Below are 25,767 nucleotides of genomic sequence, written 5' to 3' on the forward strand. Positions count from 1 at the left end.
ACCGGACGAACGGTTTCCGCCGACCCCGCCACTCCGACTAGGCTGCCTGGGTTCACCACCGTGACTGCTCACGTACGAAGGACTGGCTCACCTTGGCCCGTATCACCCTGCCCCAGCTGGAGCGGCATCTCTTCTCCGCCGCCGACATCCTGCGCGGCCGGATGGACGCCTCGGAGTACCGGGACTTCATTTTCGGGATGCTCTTCCTGAAGCGGGCCTCCGACGAGTTCGAACCGGAGTGGAAGCGGGTGCACGCCCAGACCCTGGACCGGGAGAAGGACGAGCGGAAGGCCCTGGCCCGGGCGAACGACCCGGACAAGTACCCCCGCGTCTTCTACGTTCCGCCGAGGGCCCGCTGGTGGAAGGGCCCGCACATCGACCCCGCGACCCCCGGCAGCCCCGCACCGGGCATCTCCGCCCTCACCGAGCGGGTGGGCGAGGCCCTCGACCAGGCGCTCGCGGCGATCCAGGAGAGCAACGACAAGCTCGGCGGCATCGCCAGCCACATCAGCTTCAACGAGGTCGTCGGCACCAGGCCCCGCTTCACCGACAAGGAACTGCGCACCCTCATCCGGCACTTCAGCCTCTACCGGCTGCGCAACGAGGACTTCGAGTTCCCCGACATGCTGGGGGCGGCCTACGAGTACCTGCTGGCCCGGTTCGCGGACAGCGCCGGCCAGCGCGGCGGCGAGTTCTACACGCCCCGCGAGGTCGTGCGCATGATGGTCCGCCTCGTCGACCCCAAGCCGGGCGACAGCGTCTACGACCCCTGCGCGGGCTCCGGCGGCATGCTGATCGCCGCGCACGAGTACGTGGAGGAGAGCGGCGGCGGGCCGGACGACCTGTCGGTCAACGGCCAGGACAAGAGCGGCCCCTCCTGGGCCATGGCCAGCATGAACATGGTGCTGCACGGCATCCGTGAGTTCGACCTCCAGCACGGCGACACCCTCACCGAGCCCCTGCACCTCACCGGTGGCCGCCTGGACACCTTCACCAAGGTCCTGTCGAACCCGCCGTTCTCCCTGAACTACGACGCCGAACTGGTGAACAAGGCCGACGAGGACCACGGCCGCCGCATGCGCTGGGGATACGCCCCCGAGAGCGGCAAGAAGGCCGACCTGATGTTCGTGCAGCACATGATCGCGGTGCTGGAGGAGAACCAGGAGGCCGTGGCCGCCACGGTCATGCCGCACGGTGTCCTCTTCCGGGGCGGCAAGGAACGCGACATCCGCGTCGGGCTTCTGGAGGCCGACTGCGTCGAGGCCGTGATCGGCCTCGGCCCCAACCTCTTCTACGGCACCGGGATCCCCGGCTGCATCCTGGTCCTGCGCAGACCGGGCCGGAAGGCACCCAGGCGGGCCGGAAAGGTCCTCTTCATCAACGCCGACCGGGAGTTCCGGGCGGCCCGCAACCAGAACGAGCTGGGCGAGGAACACGCCGAGAAGATCGTCACGGTCTACCGCGAGTGGCGCGAGGAACCCGGCTACTCCGCCGTCGTGGACGTCGACGCCCTGCTCGCCGCCGACGCCAACCTCAACATCCGCCGCTGGGTGGACAACTCCCCACCGCCCGAACCCCAGGACGTACGGGCCCACCTGTACGGCGGTGTCCCGGTCGCGGAGGTCGAGGCGAAGGCGAAGGCGTTCGGCGCGTACGGGGTGGAGATCACCGACCTCTTTGCCCCGAGGGACGACGACCCGGCGTACGTCGACTTCCTGCCCGAGGGCCCCGAGGCGACGGCGGCTCGTATCCCGGACCTGGCCGCGCCGAAGGAGGCGGAGGTCCGCCGCACCTTCGAGGAGTGGTGGGGGTGGCAGGCGTCTCACTTCACGGCTCTCGTCGGCCACAACGCCCTTCTGCCGCTGCGCGCCCGTCTGGTCGAGGGCTTCACCGAGGCTGTCCGGGGCGTCGGTGTCCTGGACCGCTACGAGGCGGCGGGCATCGTCGCCGACTGGTGGATGGCCGTGCGGTACGACCTCAAGGCCCTGGCGGCCGGCGGGTACGACCGGGTCCTCGACGGCTGGATCGACTCCGTGGAGAACATGGTCGACCCGGTTCTGCCAGACGAGGACCAGAACGACGACGCGGGCAACGGCGGTACCGGCCGCAGGAAGAGCCGCAAGCCGTCGGTCACGACGGCGGACCGGCGCCGGGCGCTGGACCAGCCGGTCGTACGGGCGCTGATTCCGGAGTTCCTGGACGAGGTGGCCCGAGCGGACGCGGAACTGGCCAAGGCGGACGCGGCGCTGAAGGAGGCGCAGGCGGAACTTGCGGCGGTGGAAGTGCCCGCTGATGGCGCCGAGGAGGAAAGCGAAGAGGGGACGGTCGAGGACGAGGAGAAGGCCGATCCGGCCGAGATCGAGCGCCTGGAGAAGAAGGTCGCCCGCCTGCGCAAGGACCGCACGGTGGCCTCCCGCCGCCGCTCGGCCCTCGACGACCGCTTCCTGAAGGACCTGAAGGCGGCGGCAGACCTGGCCAAGGCGGAGGAGAACGGCGCCCGCCGGGTCGCTCTGGAGGTCTTCGGCGCCGGGCTATCCGACCGCCTGGACGCGGCGGTGGCGGCGGGGCGGCGCGAGCTGGTTGCGGCTTTTCGGTCGTGGGCTGCGAAGTACGAGCTCTCGCTGGACGCTCTTGAGGGGGAGAGCGGGGCGGCGGCGGGGGAGCTGGGGCGGTGGCTTAGGGAGCTTGGGTATGCGGGGTGATATTCGGCTGGGGGAGGTGCTTCTTAAGAGCCCGAGGAATGGGTACTCCCCCAAAGACGTCCCCGAGTGGACCGGGCTTCGGACGCTGGGTCTTGGATGTCTGACGCCGACGGGCTACCGTCCAGTGCAGCTCAAGAACGTCCCTGACAGCGAGCATGCCCGCAGGTTTCTTCTTGCGGACGGTGACCTGCTTATTAGCCGTGCCAATACACGTGACCTCGTAGGAATGGTCGGTCGGTACGCAAGCGATGGGGTGCCGTGCATCTACCCGGATCTGATGATGCGGCTTTTTCCGGACGAGCGCCGGTGCAGCGGCGCCTATCTGGAGATTGTTTTGCGTTCGAGCACCGTCCGCAGTGAAATTCACGCCGGGGCGCGAGGAACCAGCGACAGCATGGTGAAGATCAGCGCCTCATTCGTGGAAGACATCGAGATCCCGTTGCCTACGTTGGAAGAGCAGCATCGAATCGCCGCCGCCCACGCCGCGTTCGAGCGGCGGATCGGGGCGCTCAAGCGGGTCCTAGCGAAGCTCAGCATTTCAGAGCAGGCACTGTCAGCCAAGGCACTGGAGCCCAGGCCGTACTGGAAGCGAGCTACGATCGAGTCGATCGCGGACGTCGCGGCGGGAGTTACCCTCGGTGCCGAGCCAGTGGGCGAAGGAACCTTGGAGTTGCCGTATCTGCGAGTGGCCAATGTTCTGGACGGCCGCATCGATACCGGCGATCTGAAGACTGTGCGCATTGTCAGCACCCAACTGGAGCGGTACGCCCTGCGCCGGGGAGACCTCCTCCTGACCGAAGGTGGCGACTTGGATAAGCTCGGCAGAGGTGCAGTTTGGGACGGCCGTATCGCGCCCTGTCTGCACCAGAACCATGTTTTCCGGGTGCGCTGCGGCAGCAGGATGGACCCCGACTTCCTGGCTTTGTACACGGGCTCAGCCGAGGGACGGGCCTATTTTCAGCGCGTTGGCAAACAGACCACCAATCTGGCGTCGATCAACTCAACACAGGTCAAAGACATGGTGGTCCCGGTCCCGCCGATCGAGGAGCAGCGACGGAACCTCGAACCGGTTCGTGCTGTGCAATCGCGGTCTCGCGCCCTGGAACGGCAGATCGCCAAACTCCGGACCATTCAACAAGCTGTGGTGGAAGACTTGCTCGACGCCCGAGTCGCAGCCGGTGCCGCCTGAGGACGCGTCGGAAGGTCACTCGGTCGGTGGTCCGAGTGGGCCTGTGGCGACACCATGTACGAGTGCTGTGAACGCCTTCGGGTTGAACGTCAGGATCGGGGAGGGGCGCTTGCTGTCGCGTATGGCTATGCCGTGTGGTATCACGGCGACCTCGACACAGTTGTTCCCGCCGTCTCCCGAATAGGACGACCTGCGCCACTCCGCCTCGGACAACACGTGCACCCTTACATCTCCTTGAGGATCGAGCGGATGAACTCCACGGACTGCTTCGCAGTCAACGCCACACGCTCGGCCAAGTCCAGTCGCACGCGGAAGTTCTCAAGCTGGGTGGGGAGGTCGAAGAAGAGCGGGCCGGCGGGTGAGTCCATGTGGACGGTGTCCAAGTGAGGGTTCTCTGCCTCTGCGTACAGGATCGACTCGCCTGCCATGGGGAACCCGCCATTGGCGAACGGGATGGCCAGCAGCGTTACGTTGTCGCGTTCACTCTCTTCGAGGAGGTGCCGTAGCTGGGCTCGTGCCACGTCCCTGCCGCCGAACTGCATGCGCAGAGCGGCTTCGTGGATGATGCCCAGGTAAGGCACAGGTGCGTCCCCGGAGATGACTCGCTGCCTGCCGAGGCGGTGAGCGACACGGAGTTCCACCTCCAGACGGGGCAGTTTGGGAACGACCAGTTCGAACATCGCTCGGGCGTGGTCCTCGGTCTGGAAAAGACCCGGCAGGTGGGACGTCTGCATGGTGCGCAGGCGAGTCGCGTAGTGCTCAAGCTCCGAGATGTCGAGCAGCCCTGGCGGGACCTTGCCCCGGTACTCGTCCCACCATCCTGTTTTTCGCCCTCCCGTCATCGAGGCGAGTGTGTCGATGAGCGCTTGATCGTTGCACTCGTAGATGCTCGCCAGTCGGCGGAGCCGCTCCTCGCTGATGCCGTAACGGCCCGCCTCGATGTTGGAGATGTTTGTCCGATCAGTGCCCAACGCAGCGGCTGCGGCCGGAGCTGACATCCCGGCCGCCTCCCGCAATCGCCGTAGTTCCAAGCCGAATCGTCGCTGACGGATCGTTGGGATGTTTCCAGGTGCCATGCGTCCTCCTCGCTGGCGCACAGTGTGCCGGGCGCCTTGGGCTTCGCTCCACTCCCAATTGAGGATTTAACTCGTATAGGTGTAAGTACTGGCACGGGTTAAATGGCAACGCTACTTTGTGATGCGCGCCACCACTCCCCAGCGCGGAAGTGCACCGCATCAGCCTCAGGCGTGCGGCGGAGCCACCGGCCGTAGGCGGAATGCCCGTGGCGCAAGCCCACTTGACCATCACCACCGCGCACCCAGGAGGTGCCACGTGAGCAACACGGAACAGAACTCGGACCCCCTCCTCCTCCCGTGCCTCGCCCCGCTCACCGGAGTCCCGCACCCTCCGCCCCTCGCCTTCACCGCGCCCTGGCACTACGAGTTGCACTTCCCTCGCGACCCGCGAGGCCCCGGTGTCGCCCGCGTCACCCTCAGGGCGGTCCTCGGCGCGCATGGGCTCGACGAACTGATTGATCGGGCAGAACTGTTGGCCTGCGAGCTGGCCACCAACTCGGTACGGCACACCAAGGGGTCCGCATCCGTCCGACTCCAGTGGCTGCATCCCGTCCTGCGCGTCAGCGTGTGCGACAGCTGCCCGGACCTGCCCCTGGTCGCCGGAGCGCGCCCCGCGCCCGTCGGGCCGCACGCGGACGGTGGGCGCGGACTGCTGATCCTCGACGCGCTCGCGGACCGGTGGGGCGGCCGCGCGACGCATGAGGGCCCGTGGAGCGGCGAGGGCGGCAAGACGATCTGGTTCGAGTTGCGCCTCAACCCGCCGGAGCCCGAACCACCCGCGCTCGCCGCCTGAGTCCCGGACGGCTGTTCGCTGCACGCCCCCACTGTCGGTCCCGGTCACTAGACTCAGCTCCTACCCCTGTTCGCACAGGGGCGGGCCGAGTGACGAGGGGCGGGAGTTCCGGGGATGGCGCAGCCGGAGTACGAGCTGGTCGAGAAACCTCTGATCGACCAGCTCGTCGCCATGGGGTGGACGCACTGTGAGGGGGCGCCGCCCGGCGCGCCGGCCGCCGGCCCCGCCGACTCGGGCCGTGCCTCCTTTCAGGAGGTGGTCTACGAGCAGCGGTTTTTCGATGCCGTGTCCCGTCTCAACCCCGGACCGGACGGCGAACCCTGGCTCGGCAATGAGCAGTTGCGGTTCATCCTGGACCGGCTCATGGGGCGTGGACAGGGACAGGACCCCCACGCCTCCCGTGGGGTCGCCGGGAATCTGCACGTGACCGCCGTGCTCCGCGAGGGCGTCAACGCCCGTACGCTGCCGGGCTGGCGGAAGGGGCAGCCCGAGCACGTACGCCTCGTCGACTGGGAGCAGCCCGTCCGCCGCAGCGACAGCGATCCGCGCGGGAATGACCTGCTGGCGGTCTCGCAGTTCCGCGTCGAGCGCGGAGGACTGCCAAGGGCTACCCCGGACCTCGTTCTGTTCGTCAACGGCCTGCCCTGGGCCGTCATCGAGTGCAAGGCGCCCGTCCTGGCGAGCCCGGAGAGCCGGATCGCGTTGGACGCCGCCGTCGGCCAGGTCGTCGGGTACGCCGGTGCCGACCAAGCCGACGCCGTAACGGAGTTCACGCGATTCGCCCAGGTTCTCGTGGCGACCGACGGAACCCACGCCGAGATCGGCACCGTCACCGCAGAGCCGGCCGACTTCGCCGCCTGGCGCACCTGTTACCCGGCCCGTGAGCAGGACGTCCGTGCGGAGCTGGGCGCGTCCGAGGGGCGGAAGCTCACCGCGCAGGAGATCCTCGTCGCCGGTGTACTGCGCCCGGCCCACCTGCTCTGTCTCGTACGGGACTTCACCACGCAGGCCGGGCGCGGGCCCTGTACCGTCAAGGTCATCGGGCGCTACCAGCAGTTCCGCGCCGTGCACCGGATCGCCCGCATGCTGCGCGAGCGCCGGGAAGCCCATGCCGCCGGGAAGGAGACCCACCACCGCGGCGGCCTGACATGGCACACCCAGGGCTCCGGCAAGAGCCTCACCATGGCGTTCCTCGTACGCCACCTGCGCAGTACGCCGGAGCTGTCGGGGCACAAGGTCGTCGTCATCACCGACCGGCGCGACCTCGAGAAGCAGATCCGCCGCAGCCTTGCCGCCGCGAACGAGCGGATCTACCGGTCACGGAACGTTCGGCAGGCCCGCCGTTACCTGGCGGTGGACGTGCCCGACGTCGTCCTGGTCATGCTGCAGAAGGCGCGCCGTGACGACACCGCCTTCGACGGGCGTGAGGAGTTCCTGGCCACCGAGCCCGGCGGCGCCGACCACGTCCACAACCATATGGCCAACGGCGGGCACGACATCGTCGTCCTGGTGGACGAGGCCCACCGGGGTCAGTACGCCTGGCAGCACGCCCGGCTGCGGGCCATGCTGCCGAACGCCGTGATGGTCGGCTTCACCGGCACCCCTCTCATCAGCCGGGTTCACAAGACCACCGAGGAGGTCTTCGGCCCGTTCCTCGACACCTACACGCTGCGTGACGCCGAGCGTGACCGCGCCGTCGTGCCCGTGCGGTACGCGGCCGAGAGCGTGTCGTTGGACGTGCTGGACAAGGCCCGGTTGGACGCCGGGTTCGACGAGCGAATCCCCGCCGACCCGGACCGGCGCCGCCGGGCGCTGCGGAAGTTCGGGCGGCGCAAGGAGATCCTCCAGTCCCCGTCCGTCATCCGGGTCAAGGCCGAGCACATGATGTGGCACTGGGCCACCACCGCGATGAGAGACGGTCTCAGCGCCCAGGTCGTCGCGGTCTCCCGGCGGGCCGCCGTCCTCTACCAGCAGGAGTTGACCGCCGCTCGGGACCGACTCGTCCGCCGGATCGACGCGCTCGGTGCCCTCCGGTACGACCCGGAGGCCGAGGAGCGGGAGACGGACCCCGAGCGGCGGGAGCTGATCCGCCTCGCGAGCTACCGCGGCCTGCTCGCCCGCATCGAGATCGCGGCCGTCATCTCGGGGCGCCGGGGAGATGACCGCGCGTGGGAACCGTGGACGGACAAGCGGTGCCAGGACGACCACATCGAGCGCTTCAAGCAGGGGGTGCCAGCACGAGATCCCGGTGTTAGGCAGCCCTGGAACACCGATGCGCGGCGCTCCACGCACCGGCGTCGGGCGGTCACCAGTACCGGTGCCTGGAACGACACTCCCCGGCCCACTGCCGCGCCGACGGGTTCGGGCAGCGCGGGCAACGGCGTGCCCATCGCCTTCATGGTGGTCAACTCCATGCTGCTCACCGGTTTCGACGCCCCGCCCGAACAGGTGTTGTACCTGGACCGGATGCTGACGGGCGCCGGGTTGCTCCAGGGCATCGCCCGTACGAACCGGCCTTACCCCGCCAAGGACTTCGGCCTTGTCGTGGACTACGTCGGCGTGGGTCCCGAACTCGCCCGCTCCTTCGCCGAGTACGAGGCGGCGCACCTGCGGGCCGTTCTCGGTTACCAGGATCTCTCGCTCGACCATCTGGATCCGGAACACGTCGGCCCCCAGCCCACACGCGACCGCTTGTGGCTCCAGGCCGACGCGGCCGCCGACGCCCTCCTTGCCGACCGTAACCGAGGACTTACCGACTTTCTCGGGAGGCTCGGTCTCACCGATCCCGGTGACGAACAAGAGCGCGAGGACCTGCTGGCCCGGCTGGACGACGACCCGTTGCTGTGCGGGGAGTTCGACGAACGGGTCCGCGGCTTCCTCACCGCCCTCAACGCCGTACTCCCGCGTCCGGAGGCCTTGGCGCACGAGACGTTCGCGCATGAGGTGGGCGTGCTGCAGTACCTGGTGCGGGCCCGCCGGCTCGATGGTCGGGACGAGTTCAGCCCGCGGCGGTACGGGGCCAAGGTGCGTGACCTCATTGCCCGGCACATCATCGCCTCGGGGATCGATGAGCGGGTGCCGCCCGTTCAGCTCACCGCCGACGACTTCCTGGAGCGCGTCCGGGCGAACCGGGACCCCCGGGCCCGGGTGTCGTACCTGCGCAGCCGCCTGAGCACCCACATCACCGCGCGCCTGAACGCCGACCGAGCCCGCTACGAGCGGTTCAGCGAGCGGCTGGAAGAGGTCATCCGCCGGATGGGGGAGGATTTCGAACAGGCGGCGGAAGCGCTGGAGAACCTGGCCTGCGAGGTGAGGGACGCCGAAAGCGGGAACGCGACGGGGGCCGGCGGTCTCGACCCGTGGACCGAGCAGCCCATCCACGGGCTGTTGGGTCGTGACTACCCGGAGGCCGACGAGCCCGTCCTGCCGGAGCCGCAGGACCGGATCAAGGCCGCGCGGGACATCGCCGCCTGTCTCGCTGTCCAGGTGCAGTCGCCGAACTTCCCACGGCGTCCAGAGGCGCGCGAGAGGGTGCGCAAGCAGGTGCGCCTCTTCCTGGAGGACGAACTGCACGTCGACTGGGAGGTGACCGGCCCCCTGGCCAACCTGCTGGTGGAACTGGCGGTCGAGCGCCACGAGGACTTTCTGCGCTATGGCCGGCGCAGCGAGGACAGGGCCTCGTAAAACGCCCTCACGTGGACGGAGCTGTCAGCGACGAATGGTAGAAGAGGCGGGTGAGTCTTCCCGTCCAGCAGGCCATCGCCGCGCTGCCGCTCCCTGCCGCGTGGCGGTGGCGCGTCGATGTGCGGCCGCGGCGGACCACGCTCGGGATCGAGGTGACTCCGGACGGTCACGTCCTCTTCTCCGTACCGGCGGACGCCGACCCGGCGGATGTGGCCTCGGCCGTGCGCAGGAGGCTGCCCCGGCTGGCGGAGGAGATCAGACGGCGTGGTGAGCGGCCGCCTGAGCCGGTCAAGGAACTGATCAGCGGCAGCAGCTTCGCGTACCTGGGCCGTCGGTACCGGCTGCGGCTGGTGGCCCCGGCGGCCGGGCGAAAGGTGCGGCTCCATCAAGGCTGGCTCGAACTGCCCCGATGCGCGAGCGCTGACGAGGGCGCTCGCCGCATCGCTGCCTGGTACATCGAGAAAGGCTCAGCGTGGACGCGTGCCCACCTGCCCTCTCTACAATCCCGGGTAGGGGTGGTGGCCAAGGCGGTGGACGTCGCGGATCTGCCGGACCACTGGGGGTCCTGTGGTCCGGATGGTGTGATCACCCTGCACTGGGCCGTCATGCAGCTACCGTCACAGTTGCTCGACTTTGTGATCACGCACGAACTCTGCCATCTGAAGGTGCCGGGACACGGTCCTCGTTTTCGGAGGGAGATGCGCTTGGCGCTTCCTGATGCCGACCGGCGTGAGAGCTGGTTCGCCGTGGAGGAGCCGATGATGTGGCGTGGTCTGGTCCGGCCGTGTGCGAGTCGGTGACGGCTGATAAGAATCACTTGGCCATTGTGATCAGTTATCGGCGGCTCGGGCGCTACCACTCAGGTGATCACGGGCACAACGACAGGCGTGTGGCCGGCTCACCGGAAGTTACTCGGCCACGCCCGTAACATGCGTTATTGCGGCACCTGCGGTGGAGCGCCGCCTCGTCGTAGAGCTTACGCAGAGAAGAACTCCGCCAGCACCGGAGCGAGCACCTGGGGCTCCACCATGTGGTCCTGGTCCGTGAGGATGCGGTACGTGCCCCGGGGCGCCGCCTGCGCGACCGCCTCGGCCGCCCTGCGCAGCCACTCGGGGCTCGCGCCGCCCGCGACGGCCAGCACGGGGACGGTGACCGAGGCGAGCAGGTCGCGGGGCACCAGCCCGTCGCCCATCACGGCGTCGTCGTAGGCGAGGGTCGGGGCGATCGCCTCCATGTCGCCCCACATCGGGGACCGGCGGGCGTTGGCGATCATCTCCGGGGCCAGTCCGGTGAGGCCGAGGAACAGCTCCACCGCGTCTCCGCGCCGGCCCTGCCCGAGCGCCTCGCCGAGACGCCGGGTGTACTCCGCGCGTTCCTGCCCACCGCCCCCGTAGTCGGCGAACGGCGGCTCGTAGACGGCGACCCCGCGCACCGGCAGCCCGCCCGCCGCCGCCTGAAGGGCCAGCGCGCCGCCGGACGAGATGCCGTAGAGCCACGCCTCGTCGCCCGTCGTCTCGATGAGGGCCGCGAGGTCCTCGACCTCCCGGGCCACCGCGTACGGCTCCGTGTCACCGCTCACACCCCGGCCCCGGCGGTCGTACACGATGACGCCGAAGCGGTCCGAGAGACGCGCGGCCAGGGGCGCGACGGTGGCGCCCGTGGACATCGCGCCGCTCACCAGGACGACCGCCGGGCCCTGTCCGGTGCGTTCGTACGCGATGCGGGTGCCGTCGCGTGAGGTGGTCTGCTTGTCCATGTCTGTGAGACTGCCGCAGGACGGCGGCCTCAGTCGCTCACGACACCTGCACTTCGTAGAAGCAGAGGTGGTCCTTGATGGCGGCGACCTCCGGCTTGGGGTCGGGGTACGCCCATACGAGGTCCGCCGCGTCCGGCAGCGACCAGTACGACGCCGTGCCCTTGAAGGGGCAGACGGTGTGGGTGCCCGAGGGGGTCAGGAGGTCCATGCGGACGTCCTCGGCGGGGAGGTAGTACCGCTCGGGACAGCCGGTCTCCCGCAGCACGAGGGCGCGGTCGCTCTCCGCCAGGACCTGTCCGCCGTGCACCACGCGCACGTGGCGGTCGCCTTGCTCGATGGTGATCGTGTGTCCGTTGCTCATACCGGAACAGCGCCTGCGGGACCGCGGTTCTTCCCGCGTACGGTGTGCTGCATGAATATCTGCGTCTTCCTCTCCGCCGCCGACCTCGCCGACCGCTACACCCGCCCCGCGCGGGAGTTCGCGGAGCTGCTCGGCAAGGGCGGTCACACCCTGGTGTGGGGCGGCTCCGACGTCGGCCTGATGAAGGTGGTCGCCGACGGGGTGCAGGAGGCGGGCGGCAGGCTCGTGGGCGTGTCCGTCCGGTTCCTGGCCGCCAAGGCCCGGACCGGCACCGACGAGATGGTGGTCGCCGAGGATCTGGCCGAGCGGAAGAGGCTGCTCCTGGAGAAGGCCGACGCTGTCGTGATCATGGTGGGCGGGACCGGGACGCTCGACGAGGCGACCGAGATCCTGGAGCTGAAGAAGCACGGGCACACCGACAAGCCGGTGGTCCTCCTGAACACGGCCGGCTTCTACGACGGCCTCAAGGAGCAGTTCCGGCGGATGGAGGACGAGGGCTTTCTGCCGCGTCCGCTCCCGGAGCTGGTGTTCTTCGCCGAGGAACCGGTGGGCGCGCTCGCGTATCTGGAGGAGTCGCTCGGGATCCGCTAGCGCCTGGATGCGAGCATGGCGGACATGGCAACTCATGTGATCACCGGCGCGGGTTCCGGCATCGGGGCGGCGGTGGCCCGCCGTCTCCACGCGCGCGGGGACGCTCTTGTGCTCCACGCGCGCGACGCGGGCAGGGCGAAGGAACTGGCGGCCGAGTTCCCCGGGGCGACGACCCTGGTGGGCGACCTCGCCGACCCGGACAGGCTGTCCTGGGCGTTCTCGCACCAGGCCCTGCCGGACCGGGTGGACTCCCTGCTGCACATCGCGGGCGTGGTCGAGCTCGGCCCGGTGGGCGAGCTGACGCCCAATTCCTGGCGCCACCAGCTGAACGTCAATCTGATCGCCCCCGCGGAGCTGACCCGCCACTTCCTGCCCCAGCTCCGTGCCGCGCGCGGCCATGTCGTGTTCGTGAACTCCGGCGCGGGCCTGAACGCGCATGCGGCCTGGTCGGCGTACGCGGCCTCCAAGCACGGCCTGAAGGCCCTCGCGGACTCCCTGCGCCACGAGGAGCACGGAAACGGCGTCCGGGTCACCTCGGTCTACCCCGGCCGGACCGCGACCCCGATGCAGGCCAAGGTCCACCAGCAGGAGGGCAAGCCGTACGACCCGTCCGGCTGGATCGACCCCGAGTCGGTGGCCACGGCTCTGCTGATGTGTCTGGACCTGCCGAGGGACGCGGAGGTCAACGACCTCACGGTGCGTCCGGGGGCGTAGCCGGGACGGGGCGGCGCGGGTGGCCGAGGCCTCGACCCGGGGACGGCGGCGCCGCCACCGGGCGCCCCGCGGCGGATCCGGCACCGGGAACGCCCTCGCCTCCGGAGGGCCTACGCTGCACGGGTGAGTGAAGACAGCCAGTTCAGGTTCGGTGCCGCCACCGGAGTGGGGTCCATGCCGGGCGGCGATGCCCGGGAGGCCGCCAAGACCGTCACCGGAAGCTTCGAGGACTTCCCCTTCCTCGCCGAGTTGCCGGCCCGGGGGCCCGGCGCGGACATGGTCGGGCGGACCGCCGGCATGCTCGTCGACCTGTACGCGCACCTGGAGCCCAGCGGCTGGCGGTTCGGGGACCGGCCCGGGCGGGACACCAGGCGGGCCCGCTCCTGGCTGGGCGAGGACCTGGACGCCCTGGAGGAGTTCACCCAGGGATACGAGGGACCGCTGAAGGTGCAGGCGGTGGGGCCCTGGACGCTCGCCGCCGCCCTGGAGCTGAGGAACGGCGAGGCCGCGCTCTCCGACCCCGGCGCCTGCCGCGATCTCGCCGGCTCCCTCACGGAGGGGCTGCGCCTCCACCTCGACGAGATGCGGCGCCGCGTGCCGGGAGCCCGGCTCGTCCTCCAGCTCGACGAGCCGTCGCTCACCGCCGTCCTGCGTGGACAGGTGAAGACCGCCAGCGGCTACCGGACGCACCGGGCCGTCGACCGGCAGGTCGTCGAGGCCACCCTGCGGGATGTCGTCCACGTGCACACGGACGGCCCGGTCGTCGTGCACTCGTGCGCACCGGACGTGCCCTTCGCCCTGCTGCGCCGGACGGGCGCCGCCGCCGTCTCCTTCGACTTCTCGCTCCTCACCGAGCGTGACGACGAGGCGATCGGGGAGGCCGTGGAAGGAGGCACCCGGCTCTTCGCGGGGGTCGTGCCGGGCACCGACGGCCCATTGTCAGACCCTGCCGGTAGCGTCATGGGTGTCAGGACGCTGTGGCGCAGGCTGGGGCTGCGTCCGGAGCTTCTCGCGGAGGCGGTCACGCTCACGCCGACGTGCGGGCTCGCGGGCGCCTCCCCGGACTACGCCCGCCGGGCGCTCGCCCAATGCGTCAGGGCGGCGAGATCCCTCGCTGACAACCCAGAGTAACGGGAGGACAACACGGTGGCCGGCGACAAGCAAGCGGAGACGACGGTGCCCGCCGAGGCACGGGAGCAGCACGCGCAGCTCGCTGAGCAGATCGAGGAGCACCGCTTCCGGTACTACGTGAAGGACGCTCCCGTCATCAGCGACGCGGAGTTCGACCGCCTCCTGCGCTCCCTGGAGGCGCTCGAGGAGCAGTACCCGGAGCTGCGCACCCCCGACTCGCCCACCCAGAAGGTCTCGGGGGCGTACGAGACGGAGTTCACGGCCGTCCAGCACCGCGAGCGCATGCTCTCCCTCGACAACGCCTTCGACGACGCGGAGCTGGCCGCCTGGGCCGACCGCGTCGCCAAGGAGGTCGGCACCTCCGCGTACCACTTCCTGTGCGAGCTGAAGGTCGACGGCCTCGCGGTCAACCTCACCTACGAGCACGGCCGCCTGACGCGCGCGGCGACGCGGGGAGACGGCCGCACGGGCGAGGACATCACGCCGAACGTGCGGACGATCGCGGAGATCCCGGACCGCCTCGAGGGCGACCGGGTCCCCGACCTCGTGGAGATCCGGGGCGAGGTCTTCTTCCCGATGGACAAGTTCGAGGAGCTGAACGCCCGGCTGGTCCAGGGCGGCGACAAGCCCTTCGCCAACCCGCGCAACGCTGCGGCGGGTTCCCTGCGGCAGAAGGACCCGCGCATCACGGCCACCCGCCCGCTGCACATGGTGGTGCACGGCATCGGCGCCCTCAAGGGCTTCGAGGACGGTTTGACCCGTCTGTCCGAGGCGTACGACCTGCTGCACTCCTGGGGCCTGCCCACCGCCAGGCACAACAAGGTGGTCGACGACCTCGAGGGTGTACGGGAGTTCATCGCGTACTACGGGGAGCACCGCCACTCCGTGGAGCACGAGATCGACGGAGTCGTCGTCAAGCTCGACGAGATCCCCCTCCAGGGGCGGCTGGGCTCCACCTCGCGCGCCCCGCGCTGGGCGATCGCGTACAAGTACGCGCCCGAGGAGGTCAACACCAAGCTCGTCAACATCCGCGTGGGTGTGGGCCGTACGGGCCGGGTCACGCCGTACGCGCAGGTCGAGCCGGTCACGGTCGCGGGCTCGGAGGTGGAGTTCGCCACCCTGCACAACCAGGACGTCGTCAAGGCCAAGGGCGTGCTCATCGGCGACACGGTGGTGCTGCGCAAGGCCGGTGACGTCATCCCGGAGATCCTCGGCCCCGTCGTCGACCTGCGGGACGGCACCGAGCGCGAGTTCGTGATGCCGTCCGAGTGCCCCGAGTGCGGTACGCCGCTGCGGCCCATGAAGGAGGGGGACGTCGACCTCCGCTGTCCGAACGCACGGACCTGCCCGGCCCAGCTGCGGGAGCGGCTGTTCTATCTGGCCGGCCGCAAAGCGCTGGACATCGAGCACTTCGGATATGTGGCCGCCGCCGCCCTCACCAAGCCGCTGGAGCCGGCAGAGCCTCCGCTGAAGGACGAGGGCGACCTGTTCGACCTCACCATGGAGCAGCTGCTGCCCATCAAGGCGTATGTCCTGGACCAGGACAGCGGCCTGCCCAAGCGCGACCCGAAGACCGGCGAGGAGAAGATCGCCACGGTCTTCGCCAACCAGCAGGGCGAGCCCAGGAAGAACGCGCTCGCGATGCTCGAGAACATCGCCGCCGCCAAGGAGCGCCCGCTCGCCCGCCTCCTGACCGGTCTGTCGATTCGTCATGTCGGTCCGGTCGCGGCCGAGGCGCTGGCTCGTGCCTTCCGTTCGGTCGACCGCATCGACCAGGCCACCGAGGAGGAGCTCCGGAACACGGACGGCGTGGGGGAGATCGTCGCGCGCTCCGTCAAGGAGTGGTTCGCCGAGGAGTGGCACCGCGAGATCATCCGCAAGTGGAAAGCCGCGGGCGTGCGCCTGGCGGAGGAGGGCTCGGGCGAGGACGAGGGACCGCGTCCGCTGGAAGGGCTCACCGTCGTGGTCACCGGCACTCTCGAGCACTTCACCCGTGACGGGGCCAAGGAGGCCCTGCAGAGCCGTGGAGCGAAAGTGACCGGTTCTGTCTCAAAGAAGACGTCTTTCGTGGTCGTAGGCGAGAACCCGGGATCGAAGTACGACAAGGCCATGCAAGTGAAGGTCCCCGTGCTCAACGAGGACGGTTTCACAGTCCTGTTGGAGCAGGGGCCCGAGGCGGCGGCGGAAGTGGCCCTTCCGACCGGGGAGTAGTGGTTGAAGGCCACCTGTTCTGCGCATACCAGATGCATAGGGCGCCCGGGTCGCATTCGGGCAACCGTCGGCGACCGCTGCCCGTGACAGCCTTCCGCGGCCTACTGTTGAGGTGTGCGCCTGCCGTGCCCGCACGCGTGGTGGGTTCTCAGACGCGATGCCGTTGACGGGTCGTCGGGCAGCGGGCCGCGTGGCGTGGGCACCGCAGGCTGTGAGAGGGACGGGAATGAAACCGACCGAGAGCGCCGCCTCGGACTCACGGCTGCGCCTGCGCCGGATGTCCGGCGCCTGGCGGGTCTGCCGCCGCACCGTGCGGGGGCCGGAGCGCGTCCACGGCCCCAGCGCCGTGCCGGGCGGGCTCCCGGGCGTGGCGCCCGCGACGGCCCCCGTCCCCGGCGCCGGGGTCCCGCCGAGGAACCTCCCGGTCCTCATTCCCGCCCAGGCCACGTCCCCCGGCGTCGTTCCGCTGCCCGCGGTGCCGTCCGGGCCGTCCGGGCCGTCCGGACCGTCCGGCCCGGACAACGGGGGGCGCAGGGGCCGGCCGGCGCTTCCCGTGTCGATCGTCGCGGCGGCGGCATGCGTCCTGGGCGCCGGTCTCTCCCGTGCGTTCGGCGCACACCACGCGCTCTTCCCGTCCGGCACCGTCGGCTGGTCCCTGGCCGTCCTCGCCGGCATGATCGTCGGCCATCTGGTCGCGCTCGGCCGTGTCCGCTCGTGGGGCGGCACGGGGTCCGGCGCGGCCCTGACCCTCGCCGTCCTGCTGCTGTACGGCTGGGTGCCCGCCGGAATGGTCAGCCTCACCGTAGTCGTCCTGGTCGTCACGGCCCGGCTCGGCCGCTGGCGGCAGGGCATCCTGCACGGCGCGGTCGACATCCTCGGCATCGGCGCCGGAGCGCTCGTCCTGGCCGTCTTCGGACGCGTCCCGACCGTCGAGGCCCCCTGGAACCCGCAGAGCTGGACCCTCTACACGGCGCCCCAGGTCGTCCTCGTCGCCGCCGCGTACCTCGCGGTGACCCGGCTGCTGCTGTGGTACCTCCAGGCACCGCGGGCCGGAAAGCTGCCCACGGTCGCCCGTTCCGCCCTCGTCAGGCAGGGGCTGCTCGCCGTCGCCCTGCTCGGCATCGCCCCGCTGATCTGCGTCGTCGCCGTCGCGCTCCCGATCCTGCTGCCCTTGTTCGCGATCCCGCTGGTCGCGCTGGACTCCACCCTGTGGATAGCGCGGGCCCGCGCCGAGGAACAACTGCGTGACCCGCTGACCGGTCTGCCCAACCGGCAGTGGCTGCTGGAGCGCACCTGGACGGCGCTCGACGACGCCGAGCGGATCGGTGCGCGGGCCGCCCTGATGCTGATCGACCTCGACCGCTTCCGGTCGGTGAACGACACGCTCGGCCATCTCGCCGGCGACCGGCTGCTTCTCCAGATAGCCGAGCGGCTGCGGCTCGCGCTGCCGCGCGGGGCGGAGGCGGCACGGCTCGGCGGGGACGAGTTCGCCGTGTTACTGCCCGTCGCGGACTCCACGACGTCCGCGTCACGGGCGGCGCGCAACCTGGTCGCGGCGCTCGGCTCCCCGCTCGACCTGGACGGACTCACGCTGGTCCTGGAGGCCAGCGCCGGGGTCGCCGTCTTCCCCGAGCACGCGCTGGACGCGGAGGGGCTGCTGCAACGGGCGGACGTCGCGATGTACCAGGCGAAGCGGGACCGTACGGGGGTGGAGGTCTACGAGTCCAAGCGGGACTCGAACACCCCGGACCGGCTCGGGCTGCTGGGGGATCTGCGACGCGCCCTGGACGCGCACGAGGTGGAACTGCACTACCAGCCCAAGGTGCGGTTCGACGGGCAGGTCGCCGGGCTCGAGGCGCTGGTGCGGTGGGTGCACCCCGAGCGCGGGAAGGTGCCGCCGGACGAGTTCATCGCGATCGCCGAGTCGTCCGGGCTGATGCCGCATCTGACGGAGTATGTGCTGGAGACGGCGCTCGGGCAGGTGGCGCGCTGGCGGGCGCAGGGGCTGCTGGTCCCGGTGGCGGTGAACGTCTCGCCCCGGGATGTGCACACTCCCGGTTTCGCGGGCTCGGTGGCCGCGCGGCTGGCGCGTCACGGGGTGCCGGCGGGCGCGCTGCAGCTGGAGATCACCGAGCATGTGCTCCTGGAGGACCCGCAGCGGGCCGCCGACACGCTGGCCGGGCTGGCCGGGCACGGTGTGAAGATGTCGCTGGACGACTTCGGGACGGGGTACTCCTCGCTGGTCCACCTACGGCGGCTGCCGGTGAGCGAGCTGAAGATCGACCGTTCGTTCGTGGCGCGGCTCGCGGTGGACGCGGAGGACGCGGAGATCGTGCGCTGCACGGTGGACCTGGCGCATTCGCTGGGGCTGCTCGTCGTCGCGGAAGGCGTCGAGGACGACGAGACGTGGGAGCGGTTGCGCGACCTGCGGTGCGACGCGGTCCAGGGTTGGCTGGTCGCGGCCGCGATGCCCCCCGAGGAGACGACGGCGTGGCTCCGCGCGCGGGGCGCCCGGGGCTGGCAGCGCCCGAGAGCCGCCCTTCCGGCCGCGGCGACGGACGAGTAGGCGCACCGCGCCGATCAGGAACGCCTGGGCGCACGAACGCCTGGGCGCACGAACGCCCGGGTCCACGAAAGCCCGGGTCCACGAAAGCCCTGGCTCACGGACGTCCGGGCTCACGGTCGTCCGGGCTCACGGTCGTCCGGGCTCGCAGACGTCCGGGATCACGACTGACGAGGGGCCCGGAACCGGCGAACGACCCCCCATCGACGTACATCCCGCGACCTGCGATCAGCCCACGACCGACAGGCAGCGCGCCGGGCCGGGGCAAACCCATGCGCGGGCACCCGTGCTCGCGCCATAGGATTGGGCCCAAACCACACACACTCACCCCAGAGGATCGCTGCATGCCTGGCATCACGCGCGAGGAGGTCGCCCACCTCGCCCGGCTGGCGCGTCTGGAGCTGAAGCCCGAAGAGCTTGACCACTTCGCCGGCCAGCTCGACGACATCATCGGCGCGGTCGCCCGCGTCAGCGAGGTCGCCGACCAAGACGTACCGCCGACCTCCCACCCGCTGCCGCTGACGAACGTCATGCGCGCGGACGAGGTCCGTCCGTCGCTCACCCCCGAGCAGGCGCTGTCCGGCGCCCCTGCCCAGGAGCAGCAGCGTTTCAAGGTGCCGCAGATCCTGGGGGAGGAGTAGCCCGCCATGACGGACAAGAACAGCATCGTCCGGCTCACCGCCGCCCAGACCGCCGAGAAGATCGCCTCCGGCGAGCTGACCGCCGTCGAGGTCACCGAGGCCCACCTCGCCCGTATCGAGGCAGTCGACGAGAAGGTGCACGCCTTCCTGCACGTCGACCGCGAGGGCGCGCTGGCGCAGGCCCGTGCCGTCGACGCGAAGCGGGAGCGGGGTGAGAAGCTCGGCCCGCTGGCCGGTGTGCCGCTCGCGCTCAAGGACATCTTCACCACCGAGGGCGTGCCCACCACCGTGGGGTCCAAGATCCTCGAGGGCTGGATCCCGCCGTACGACGCCACGCTCACCAGGAAGCTGAAGGAAGCCGACGTCGTCATCCTCGGCAAGACCAACATGGACGAGTTCGCCATGGGGTCCAGCACCGAGAACAGCGCCTACGGCCCCACCGGCAACCCCTGGGACCTCACCCGTATCCCGGGCGGTTCCGGCGGTGGGTCGAGCGCCGCGCTCGCCTCCTTCCAGGCTCCGCTCGCCATCGGCACGGACACCGGCGGCTCCATCCGCCAGCCCGCCTCCGTGACCGGCACGGTCGGCGTCAAGCCGACCTACGGCGGTGTCTCCCGCTACGGCATGGTCGCCTTCTCCAGCTCCCTCGACCAGGGCGGCCCCTGCGCCCGTACGGTCCTGGACGCCGCCCTGCTGCACGAGGTCATCGGCGGCCACGACCCGCTCGACTCGACCTCCATCGACGCCCCGGTCCCGCCGGTCGTCGAGGCCGCGCGCAACGGCAGCGTGGCGGGGATGCGCATCGGCGTCGTCAAGCAGTTCCGCGGCGAGGGCTACCAGGCCGGCGTCGTGCAGCGCTTCGACGAGGCCGTCGCGCTCCTCGGAGAGCTGGGTGCCGAGATCGTCGAGCTGGACTGCCCGTCCTTCGACCTGGCGCTGGCCGCGTACTACCTGATCGCCCCGAGCGAGTGCTCCAGCAACCTCGCCCGCTTCGACGGTCTGCGCTACGGCCTGCGCGTCGGCGACGACGGCACGCACTCCGCCGAGGAGGTCACCTCCCTCACCCGTGAGGCGGGCTTCGGCCCCGAGGTCAAGCGCCGCATCATGCTCGGGACGTACGCCCTCAGCTCCGGCTACTACGACGCGTACTACGGCTCCGCGCAGAAGGTCCGCACGCTCATCACCCGCGACTTCGAGAAGTCGTTCGAGCAGGTGGACGTGATCGTGTCGCCGACCACCCCCACCACCGCCTTCCCGATCGGCGAGCGCGCCGACGATCCGATGGCGATGTACCTGGCGGACCTGTGCACCATCCCGGTCAACCTGGCCGGCAACGCCGCCATGTCGCTGCCCTGCGGCCTCGCTCCGGAGGACAACCTTCCGGTCGGACTGCAGATCATCGCCCCGGCGCTGAAGGACGACCGGCTGTACAAGGTCGGCGCCGCCGTCGAGGCCGCCTTCGTGGAAAGGTGGGGGCACCCGCTTCTCGAGGAGGCTCCGTCGCTGTGAGTAAGGCACTGTCCAAGGCCAAGGGCTTCAAGAAGTCCAAGTCCGGTATGTACCTGTCCATGGCCACCACCGCGTTCGGCGCGATCAGTGTCGCGAAGCAGGCCAAGAAGGCCCGCATCGAGAACGACACACTGCGCCTGATCGACGCGGCCGTGTCCGCCGCCGCCATCGCCACCGGCCTCGCGATCCTCTACCGCGAGCTGAGGCGGCTGGGCGACGACGACGTCCTGCTGGGCTGAGAGGGAAGTTTCACCGTGACCACCACGACCGACCTGGTGTCGTACGAGGACGCGCTGGCGTCGTACGACCCCGTCATGGGCCTCGAGGTCCATGTCGAACTCGGCACCAGGACCAAGATGTTCTGCGGCTGCTCCACGGCGCTCGGCGCCGAGCCGAACTCGCAGACCTGTCCCACCTGCCTCGGCCTGCCCGGCTCGCTCCCGGTCGTCAACGCGACCGGCGTGGAGTCCGCGATCAGGATCGGTCTCGCGCTGAACTGCGAGATCGCCGAGTGGTGCCGCTTCGCCCGGAAGAACTACTTCTATCCGGACATGCCGAAGAACTTCCAGACCTCCCAGTACGACGAGCCGATCGCCTTCAACGGCTACCTCGACGTGCAACTGGAGGACGGCGAGACCTTCCGCGTGGAGATCGAGCGCGCCCACATGGAGGAGGACACCGGCAAGTCGACGCACGTCGGCGGGGCCACCGGCCGTATCCACGGCGCGTCCCACTCCCTGCTGGACTACAACCGGGCCGGCATCCCGCTCATCGAGATCGTCACCAAGCCGATCGTCGGCGCGGGCGAGCGCGCGCCCGAGGTGGCGAAGGCGTACGTCCGCGAGCTGCGCGAGCTGATCCGGGCGCTCGGTGTCTCCGAGGCCCGGATGGAGATGGGCCAGATGCGCTGCGACGTGAACCTGTCGCTGATGCCGAAGGGCGCCGACAGGTTCGGTACCCGCTCCGAGACGAAGAACGTCAACTCGCTGCGCTCCGTCGAGCGCGCGGCCCGCTACGAGATCCAGCGCCACGCCGCCGTGCTCGACGGCGGCGGCAAGGTGATCCAGGAGACCCGCCACTTCCACGAGGACACCGGCTCGACGACCTCGGGCCGTACCAAGGAGGAGGCCGAGGACTACCGGTACTTCCCCGAGCCGGACCTGGTGCCCGTCGCGCCCTCGCGCGAGTGGGTCGAGGAGCTGCGCGCGGCGCTGCCGGAGCTGCCCCTCGTGCGCCGCACCCGGCTGCTGGAGGAGTGGGGGATCTCCGCCACCGACATGCAGGCGATCGTCAACGCCGGCGCCCTGGACCTGATCGTGGCCACCATCGAGGCGGGCGCCGACGCGGCCTCCGCCCGCAAGTGGTGGATGGGCGAGCTGGCCCGCCACGCCAACGAGTCCGGCAAGGGCCTGGACGATCTGACGATCACCCCGGAGCAGGTCGCCCGGGTCGCCAAGCTGGTCGCGGCCGGCGATCTGAACGACAAGCTGGCGCGCCAGGTCATCGAGGGCGTCCTCGCGGGCGAGGGCACCCCGGACGAGGTCGTCGAGAAGCGCGGTCTGAAGGTCGTCTCCGACGAGGGCGCGCTCACCGCCGCCGTCGAGGAGGCCATCGCCGGCAACCCGGCCGTCGCGGACAAGATCCGCGGCGGCAAGGTGGCCGCCGCCGGCGCCCTGGTCGGCGCCGTCATGAAGGCCACCCGCGGCCAGGCCGACGCCGCCCGCGTCAAGGAGCTGATCCTGGAGAAGCTGGGCGTCAGCGAGGGCTGAGCGCGACCGCGAAACACCTAAAGGGGCGGTATATCGAATGCGATATACCGCCCCTTTCTATTTAGGGAAATCTTATATGGGGCGACAGAGTCGCTGCGAATGTCCTGTGAATTGCATCGCAGTTCTGTGACCAACCCCACGAAAGCCGCAAACGATCTCTTCCGGCTGCCAGAGTGTTGGGGATTGCTCATACGTTCTTTGCGGGCTGTTCAGTTCCATCTGCGGCTGTTCCCGGTCAAAGATCAACGAAATCACCCCCTGGGAGCACGTTCGTGGCAGCCCTTGCACGCTGGTGTGTACGCCACCGCCTTGTCACCGTTCTGCTGTGGCTGATCGCCTTCGCAGGTGTCACGGTCGGCGCCACCGTCGCGGGCTCCGCGTACTCGAACCACTACGACGCCCCCGGCACCGAGGCCGGCCGCGCCACCCAGATGCTCCAGCAGGGCTTCCCCGGCCTCGGCGGCGACAGCGACAGCGTCGTCTGGCGCACGGCCGGCCCCGGCGGTGTGCGCTCCGCCGATGTCGAGCAGACGATGACCCGCACCCTGGACGACATCGCGCACCTGCCCGGCGTCGCCTCCGTCACCAACCCCTACGAGGGCAGCCACAGCGCCCAGATCAGCGGGGACGGCCGCACCGCGTACGCCACGATCACCTTCGCCGAGCCGAGCGAGAACATCGGCAAGGGCGAGGCCAAGGCCGTCGTCGACACCGCCAAGGCCGCCGAGACCAAGAGCCTGAAGGTGGAACTGGGCGGCAGCGCCGTCGCCCTCACCCAGCCGAAGGGCGGCCATATCGCCGAGGCCGTCGGAGTCGGCGTGGCCGCCGTGGTCCTCTTCCTCGCCTTCGGCTCGCTCGCCGCCTCCCTGCTGCCGATCGCGACCGCCCTGATCGGTGTCGGCACCGCCTACTCGGGCATCGGCCTGCTGGGCCACGCCATGACCGTCGCCGACTTCGCGCCCATGCTCGGCCTGCTGATCGGCCTCGGCGTCGGCATCGACTACGCGCTGTTCATCGTGACCCGGCACCGCAAGATCCTGAAGCGCGGCACCCCGGTGGGGGAGGCCGCCGTGGGCGCCGTCACCACCACCGGACGAGCCGTCGTGTTCGCGGGCGCCACCGTGTGCATCGCGCTGCTCGGCATGCTGATCCTGCGGCTCGGCTTCCTCAACGGTGTCGCCTTCGCCGCGTGTCTGACCGTCCTCCTCACCGTCGCGGCCTCCGTGACCCTGCTGCCCGCCCTGCTGTCCTTCATCGGGCCCCGCGCCCTGAGCAGGCGCGAGCGGCGCAGACTGGACGAGCACGGGCCCGAACCGGAGCTCCCGACGGGGCTCGCCGCCCGCTGGTCCGCGTTCGTCGAGCGCCACCCCAAGAAGCTCGGCGCGGTCGCGCTGGCCGTGATGGCCCTGCTCGCGCTGCCCACGCTCTCCCTCCACCTCGGCACCTCCGACCAGGGCAACGACCCGAAGACATCGACCACCCGCCAGGCATACGACCTGCTCGCAGACGGCTTCGGGCCGGGCGTCAACGGCCCGCTCACCGTGGTCACCCATGTCGGCGGCGCCGAGGACAAGCTGGCGCTCGACAATCTCGACCGCACCCTCGAGGCCACCAAGGGCGTCGCCTCGGTGACCCCGGTGACGTACAACGGCGGCGGCGACACCGCCTACCTCACCGTCGTGCCGCAGTCCTCCCCGCAGTCCCAGCAGACCAGCGACCTGGTGCACCGGCTGCGCACGGAGGTGCTGCCGCGCGCCGAGCAGGGCACCACCCTCGATCTGTCCGTGGGCGGCGTGACGGCGGCCTACGACGACTTCGCCGGCGTGATCGTCGGCAAGCTGCCGCTCTTCGTGAGTGTGGTGATCAGCCTGGGCTGTGTGCTGCTGCTGCTCGCCTTCCGGTCCCTGGGCATTCCGCTGAAGGCCGCCGCGATGAACCTCGCCGCCGTCGCCTCCGCGTTCGGCGTGGTCGTCGCGATCTTCCAGTGGGGCTGGGGGAGCGAGCTGCTGGGCCTCGGCCGGGCCGGCCCGATCGAACCCTTCCTTCCCGTGATCATGGTGTCGGTGCTCTTCGGGCTCTCCATGGACTACCAGGTGTTCCTGGTCAGCCGTATGTACGAGGAGTGGCTGGAGACCGGCGACAACCGGCGGGCCGTGCGGGTCGGTCTCGCCGAGACCAGCCGGGTGATCAACTCGGCGGCGGTCATCATGATCTCCGTCTTCCTCGCCTTCGTGGCCGCGGGTGACCATGTCATCGCCATGTTCGGTATCGGGCTCGCCGCGGCCGTCGCCCTGGACGCGTTCGTCCTGCGTACCCTTCTCGTCCCCGCCCTGATGCACCTGCTCGGCGGCGCCAACTGGTGGCTGCCGTCTTGGCTGGACCGCCGGCTGCCGCGCATCTGCATCGAACGGCCGGAGTGCCGTGCGACGATGCCGGGGGAGCGCATCGACACGGACGCGCTGGTGGACGAACTGGTGAGGGAGCGGCAGCCGGATGTACGCGATATCCCTGGGTGACGACGGGGCCGAACTGCGACCGCTGGAACCCTGGCACGCGGAGGAGTTCCTGGCGCATCTGGACCGCGGGCGCGAGTTCGTCAACCAGCACATCCCGTTCGGGACGAACGCCACGGACGTCGCCTCCGCCCGGGCCGTCCTCACGTCGTACGCCGACAAGCGCGCCGCCGACACCGGGAGCCTGCACGGGCTGTGGCTGGACGGGAAGCTGGTCGGCGGGCTGCTGTTCCGGATCTTCGACGCCGCCGGAGGCAACTGCGAGGTCGGCTGCTGGCTCGAGCCCGCGGCCACCGGACGGGGGCTCGTCACGCGTGGCATGCGGGTGCTTATTGATTGGGCGATCGACGAGCGTGGCATCCACCGTGTGGAGTGGCGCGCCTCGTCTGCCAACCTGCCGAGCATCAAGGTGGCGAGGCGGCTGGGCATGAGCAGGGACGGCGTACTGCGCCGGAACCATCTGTACCGCGGTGTGCGCCAGGACACCGAGGTGTGGTCGGTGCTCGCGCCCGAGTGGCGGGCGGCACGGGCCTGTGACGATCATTAAGAGACCTCTCAGACAGC

The 25,767-nt window shown here is 70.1% G+C and carries 20 protein-coding genes; 16 read left to right on the top strand and 4 right to left on the bottom strand.

What is annotated here, in order from left to right; genetic code table 11:
• The first annotated feature begins 92 nt into the window (after positions 1-92).
• Both ACIP94_RS28355 and ACIP94_RS28360 read left to right on the top strand, forming a co-directional pair.
• Positions 93-2,702: an N-6 DNA methylase gene (locus ACIP94_RS28355; protein WP_402431583.1), complete on the top strand. Its 2,610-nt coding sequence runs from the start codon at positions 93-95 to the stop codon at positions 2,700-2,702.
• Positions 2,703-2,826: 124 nt separating this feature from the next.
• On the top strand, positions 2,827-3,891 hold the full coding sequence (locus ACIP94_RS28360; protein WP_402431586.1) for a restriction endonuclease subunit S: 1,065 nt from the start codon (positions 2,827-2,829) through the stop codon (positions 3,889-3,891).
• Positions 3,892-3,906: 15 nt separating this feature from the next.
• Here ACIP94_RS28360 and ACIP94_RS28365 read toward each other — a convergent pair whose 3' ends face one another.
• Together ACIP94_RS28365 and ACIP94_RS28370 are read right to left on the bottom strand one after the other, a co-directional pair.
• The gene (locus ACIP94_RS28365) at positions 3,907-4,113 is read right to left on the bottom strand and encodes a DUF397 domain-containing protein (protein ID WP_402431589.1); all 207 of its coding nucleotides are present in this window, start codon (positions 4,111-4,113) and stop codon (positions 3,907-3,909) included.
• 2 nt (positions 4,114-4,115) lie between these two features.
• The gene (locus tag ACIP94_RS28370; protein ID WP_402431592.1) at positions 4,116-4,967 is read right to left on the bottom strand and encodes a Scr1 family TA system antitoxin-like transcriptional regulator; all 852 of its coding nucleotides are present in this window, start codon (positions 4,965-4,967) and stop codon (positions 4,116-4,118) included.
• Between the two features lie 256 nt (positions 4,968-5,223).
• Between ACIP94_RS28370 and ACIP94_RS28375 the strand changes: the two genes are divergently transcribed.
• The 3 genes from ACIP94_RS28375 to ACIP94_RS28385 all read left to right on the top strand — a co-directional run bounded on the left by ACIP94_RS28375 (position 5,224) and on the right by ACIP94_RS28385 (position 10,244).
• A complete protein-coding gene (locus ACIP94_RS28375; RefSeq protein ID WP_402431595.1) occupies positions 5,224-5,760 on the top strand; it encodes an ATP-binding protein in 537 nt (178 codons plus the stop codon).
• 114 nt (positions 5,761-5,874) lie between these two features.
• Positions 5,875-9,444 (top strand): type I restriction endonuclease subunit R, encoded by a 3,570-nt coding sequence (locus tag ACIP94_RS28380; protein WP_402431598.1) that lies wholly within the window; start codon positions 5,875-5,877, stop codon positions 9,442-9,444.
• A 50-nt stretch (positions 9,445-9,494) separates the two neighbouring features.
• Positions 9,495-10,244 (top strand): M48 family metallopeptidase, encoded by a 750-nt coding sequence (locus ACIP94_RS28385; RefSeq protein ID WP_402431601.1) that lies wholly within the window; start codon positions 9,495-9,497, stop codon positions 10,242-10,244.
• A 176-nt stretch (positions 10,245-10,420) separates the two neighbouring features.
• On the opposite strand, the gene ACIP94_RS28390 is transcribed toward ACIP94_RS28385, so the two are convergent.
• A complete protein-coding gene (locus ACIP94_RS28390; RefSeq protein ID WP_402431604.1) occupies positions 10,421-11,200 on the bottom strand; it encodes an alpha/beta fold hydrolase in 780 nt (259 codons plus the stop codon).
• A gap of 37 nt (positions 11,201-11,237) precedes the next feature.
• On the bottom strand, positions 11,238-11,561 hold the full coding sequence (locus ACIP94_RS28395; protein ID WP_402431606.1) for a DUF427 domain-containing protein: 324 nt from the start codon (positions 11,559-11,561) through the stop codon (positions 11,238-11,240).
• Positions 11,562-11,612: 51 nt separating this feature from the next.
• Between ACIP94_RS28395 and ACIP94_RS28400 the strand changes: the two genes are divergently transcribed.
• The 11 genes from ACIP94_RS28400 to ACIP94_RS28450 all read left to right on the top strand — a co-directional run bounded on the left by ACIP94_RS28400 (position 11,613) and on the right by ACIP94_RS28450 (position 25,750).
• On the top strand, positions 11,613-12,152 hold the full coding sequence (locus ACIP94_RS28400; protein ID WP_402431609.1) for a TIGR00730 family Rossman fold protein: 540 nt from the start codon (positions 11,613-11,615) through the stop codon (positions 12,150-12,152).
• 24 nt (positions 12,153-12,176) lie between these two features.
• Positions 12,177-12,866, top strand: a complete 690-nt coding sequence (locus tag ACIP94_RS28405; protein ID WP_402431612.1) for an SDR family oxidoreductase — start codon at positions 12,177-12,179, stop codon at positions 12,864-12,866.
• Between the two features lie 123 nt (positions 12,867-12,989).
• The gene (locus tag ACIP94_RS28410) at positions 12,990-13,997 is read left to right on the top strand and encodes a methionine synthase (protein ID WP_402431615.1); all 1,008 of its coding nucleotides are present in this window, start codon (positions 12,990-12,992) and stop codon (positions 13,995-13,997) included.
• Positions 13,998-14,012: 15 nt separating this feature from the next.
• A complete protein-coding gene (ligA, locus tag ACIP94_RS28415; RefSeq protein WP_402431618.1) occupies positions 14,013-16,208 on the top strand; it encodes an NAD-dependent DNA ligase LigA in 2,196 nt (731 codons plus the stop codon).
• Between the two features lie 226 nt (positions 16,209-16,434).
• Entirely contained in the window at positions 16,435-18,774 is a 2,340-nt protein-coding gene (locus ACIP94_RS28420) for a putative bifunctional diguanylate cyclase/phosphodiesterase (RefSeq protein WP_402431621.1), read from the top strand.
• A 341-nt stretch (positions 18,775-19,115) separates the two neighbouring features.
• Positions 19,116-19,412, top strand: a complete 297-nt coding sequence (gene gatC, locus ACIP94_RS28425; RefSeq protein WP_006130840.1) for an Asp-tRNA(Asn)/Glu-tRNA(Gln) amidotransferase subunit GatC — start codon at positions 19,116-19,118, stop codon at positions 19,410-19,412.
• A gap of 6 nt (positions 19,413-19,418) precedes the next feature.
• Positions 19,419-20,921, top strand: coding sequence for an Asp-tRNA(Asn)/Glu-tRNA(Gln) amidotransferase subunit GatA (gene gatA, locus ACIP94_RS28430; RefSeq protein WP_402431625.1), 1,503 nt, complete (start codon positions 19,419-19,421; stop codon positions 20,919-20,921).
• A complete protein-coding gene (locus ACIP94_RS28435; RefSeq protein ID WP_402431628.1) occupies positions 20,918-21,160 on the top strand; it encodes a hypothetical protein in 243 nt (80 codons plus the stop codon). Before gatA ends, ACIP94_RS28435 begins: the two co-directional genes overlap by 4 nt.
• Before the next feature lie 15 nt (positions 21,161-21,175).
• Positions 21,176-22,690: an Asp-tRNA(Asn)/Glu-tRNA(Gln) amidotransferase subunit GatB gene (gatB, locus tag ACIP94_RS28440; RefSeq protein WP_402431630.1), complete on the top strand. Its 1,515-nt coding sequence runs from the start codon at positions 21,176-21,178 to the stop codon at positions 22,688-22,690.
• A 272-nt stretch (positions 22,691-22,962) separates the two neighbouring features.
• On the top strand, positions 22,963-25,206 hold the full coding sequence (locus ACIP94_RS28445; RefSeq protein ID WP_402431633.1) for an MMPL family transporter: 2,244 nt from the start codon (positions 22,963-22,965) through the stop codon (positions 25,204-25,206).
• A complete protein-coding gene (locus tag ACIP94_RS28450; protein WP_402431636.1) occupies positions 25,184-25,750 on the top strand; it encodes a GNAT family N-acetyltransferase in 567 nt (188 codons plus the stop codon). The genes ACIP94_RS28445 and ACIP94_RS28450 overlap by 23 nt, the downstream gene beginning before the upstream one ends.
• The last annotated feature ends 17 nt before the right edge of the window (positions 25,751-25,767 follow it).

The sequence above is a fragment of the Streptomyces sp. NPDC093261 genome, assembly GCF_044753645.1.
Taxonomy (GTDB): domain Bacteria; phylum Actinomycetota; class Actinomycetes; order Streptomycetales; family Streptomycetaceae; genus Streptomyces.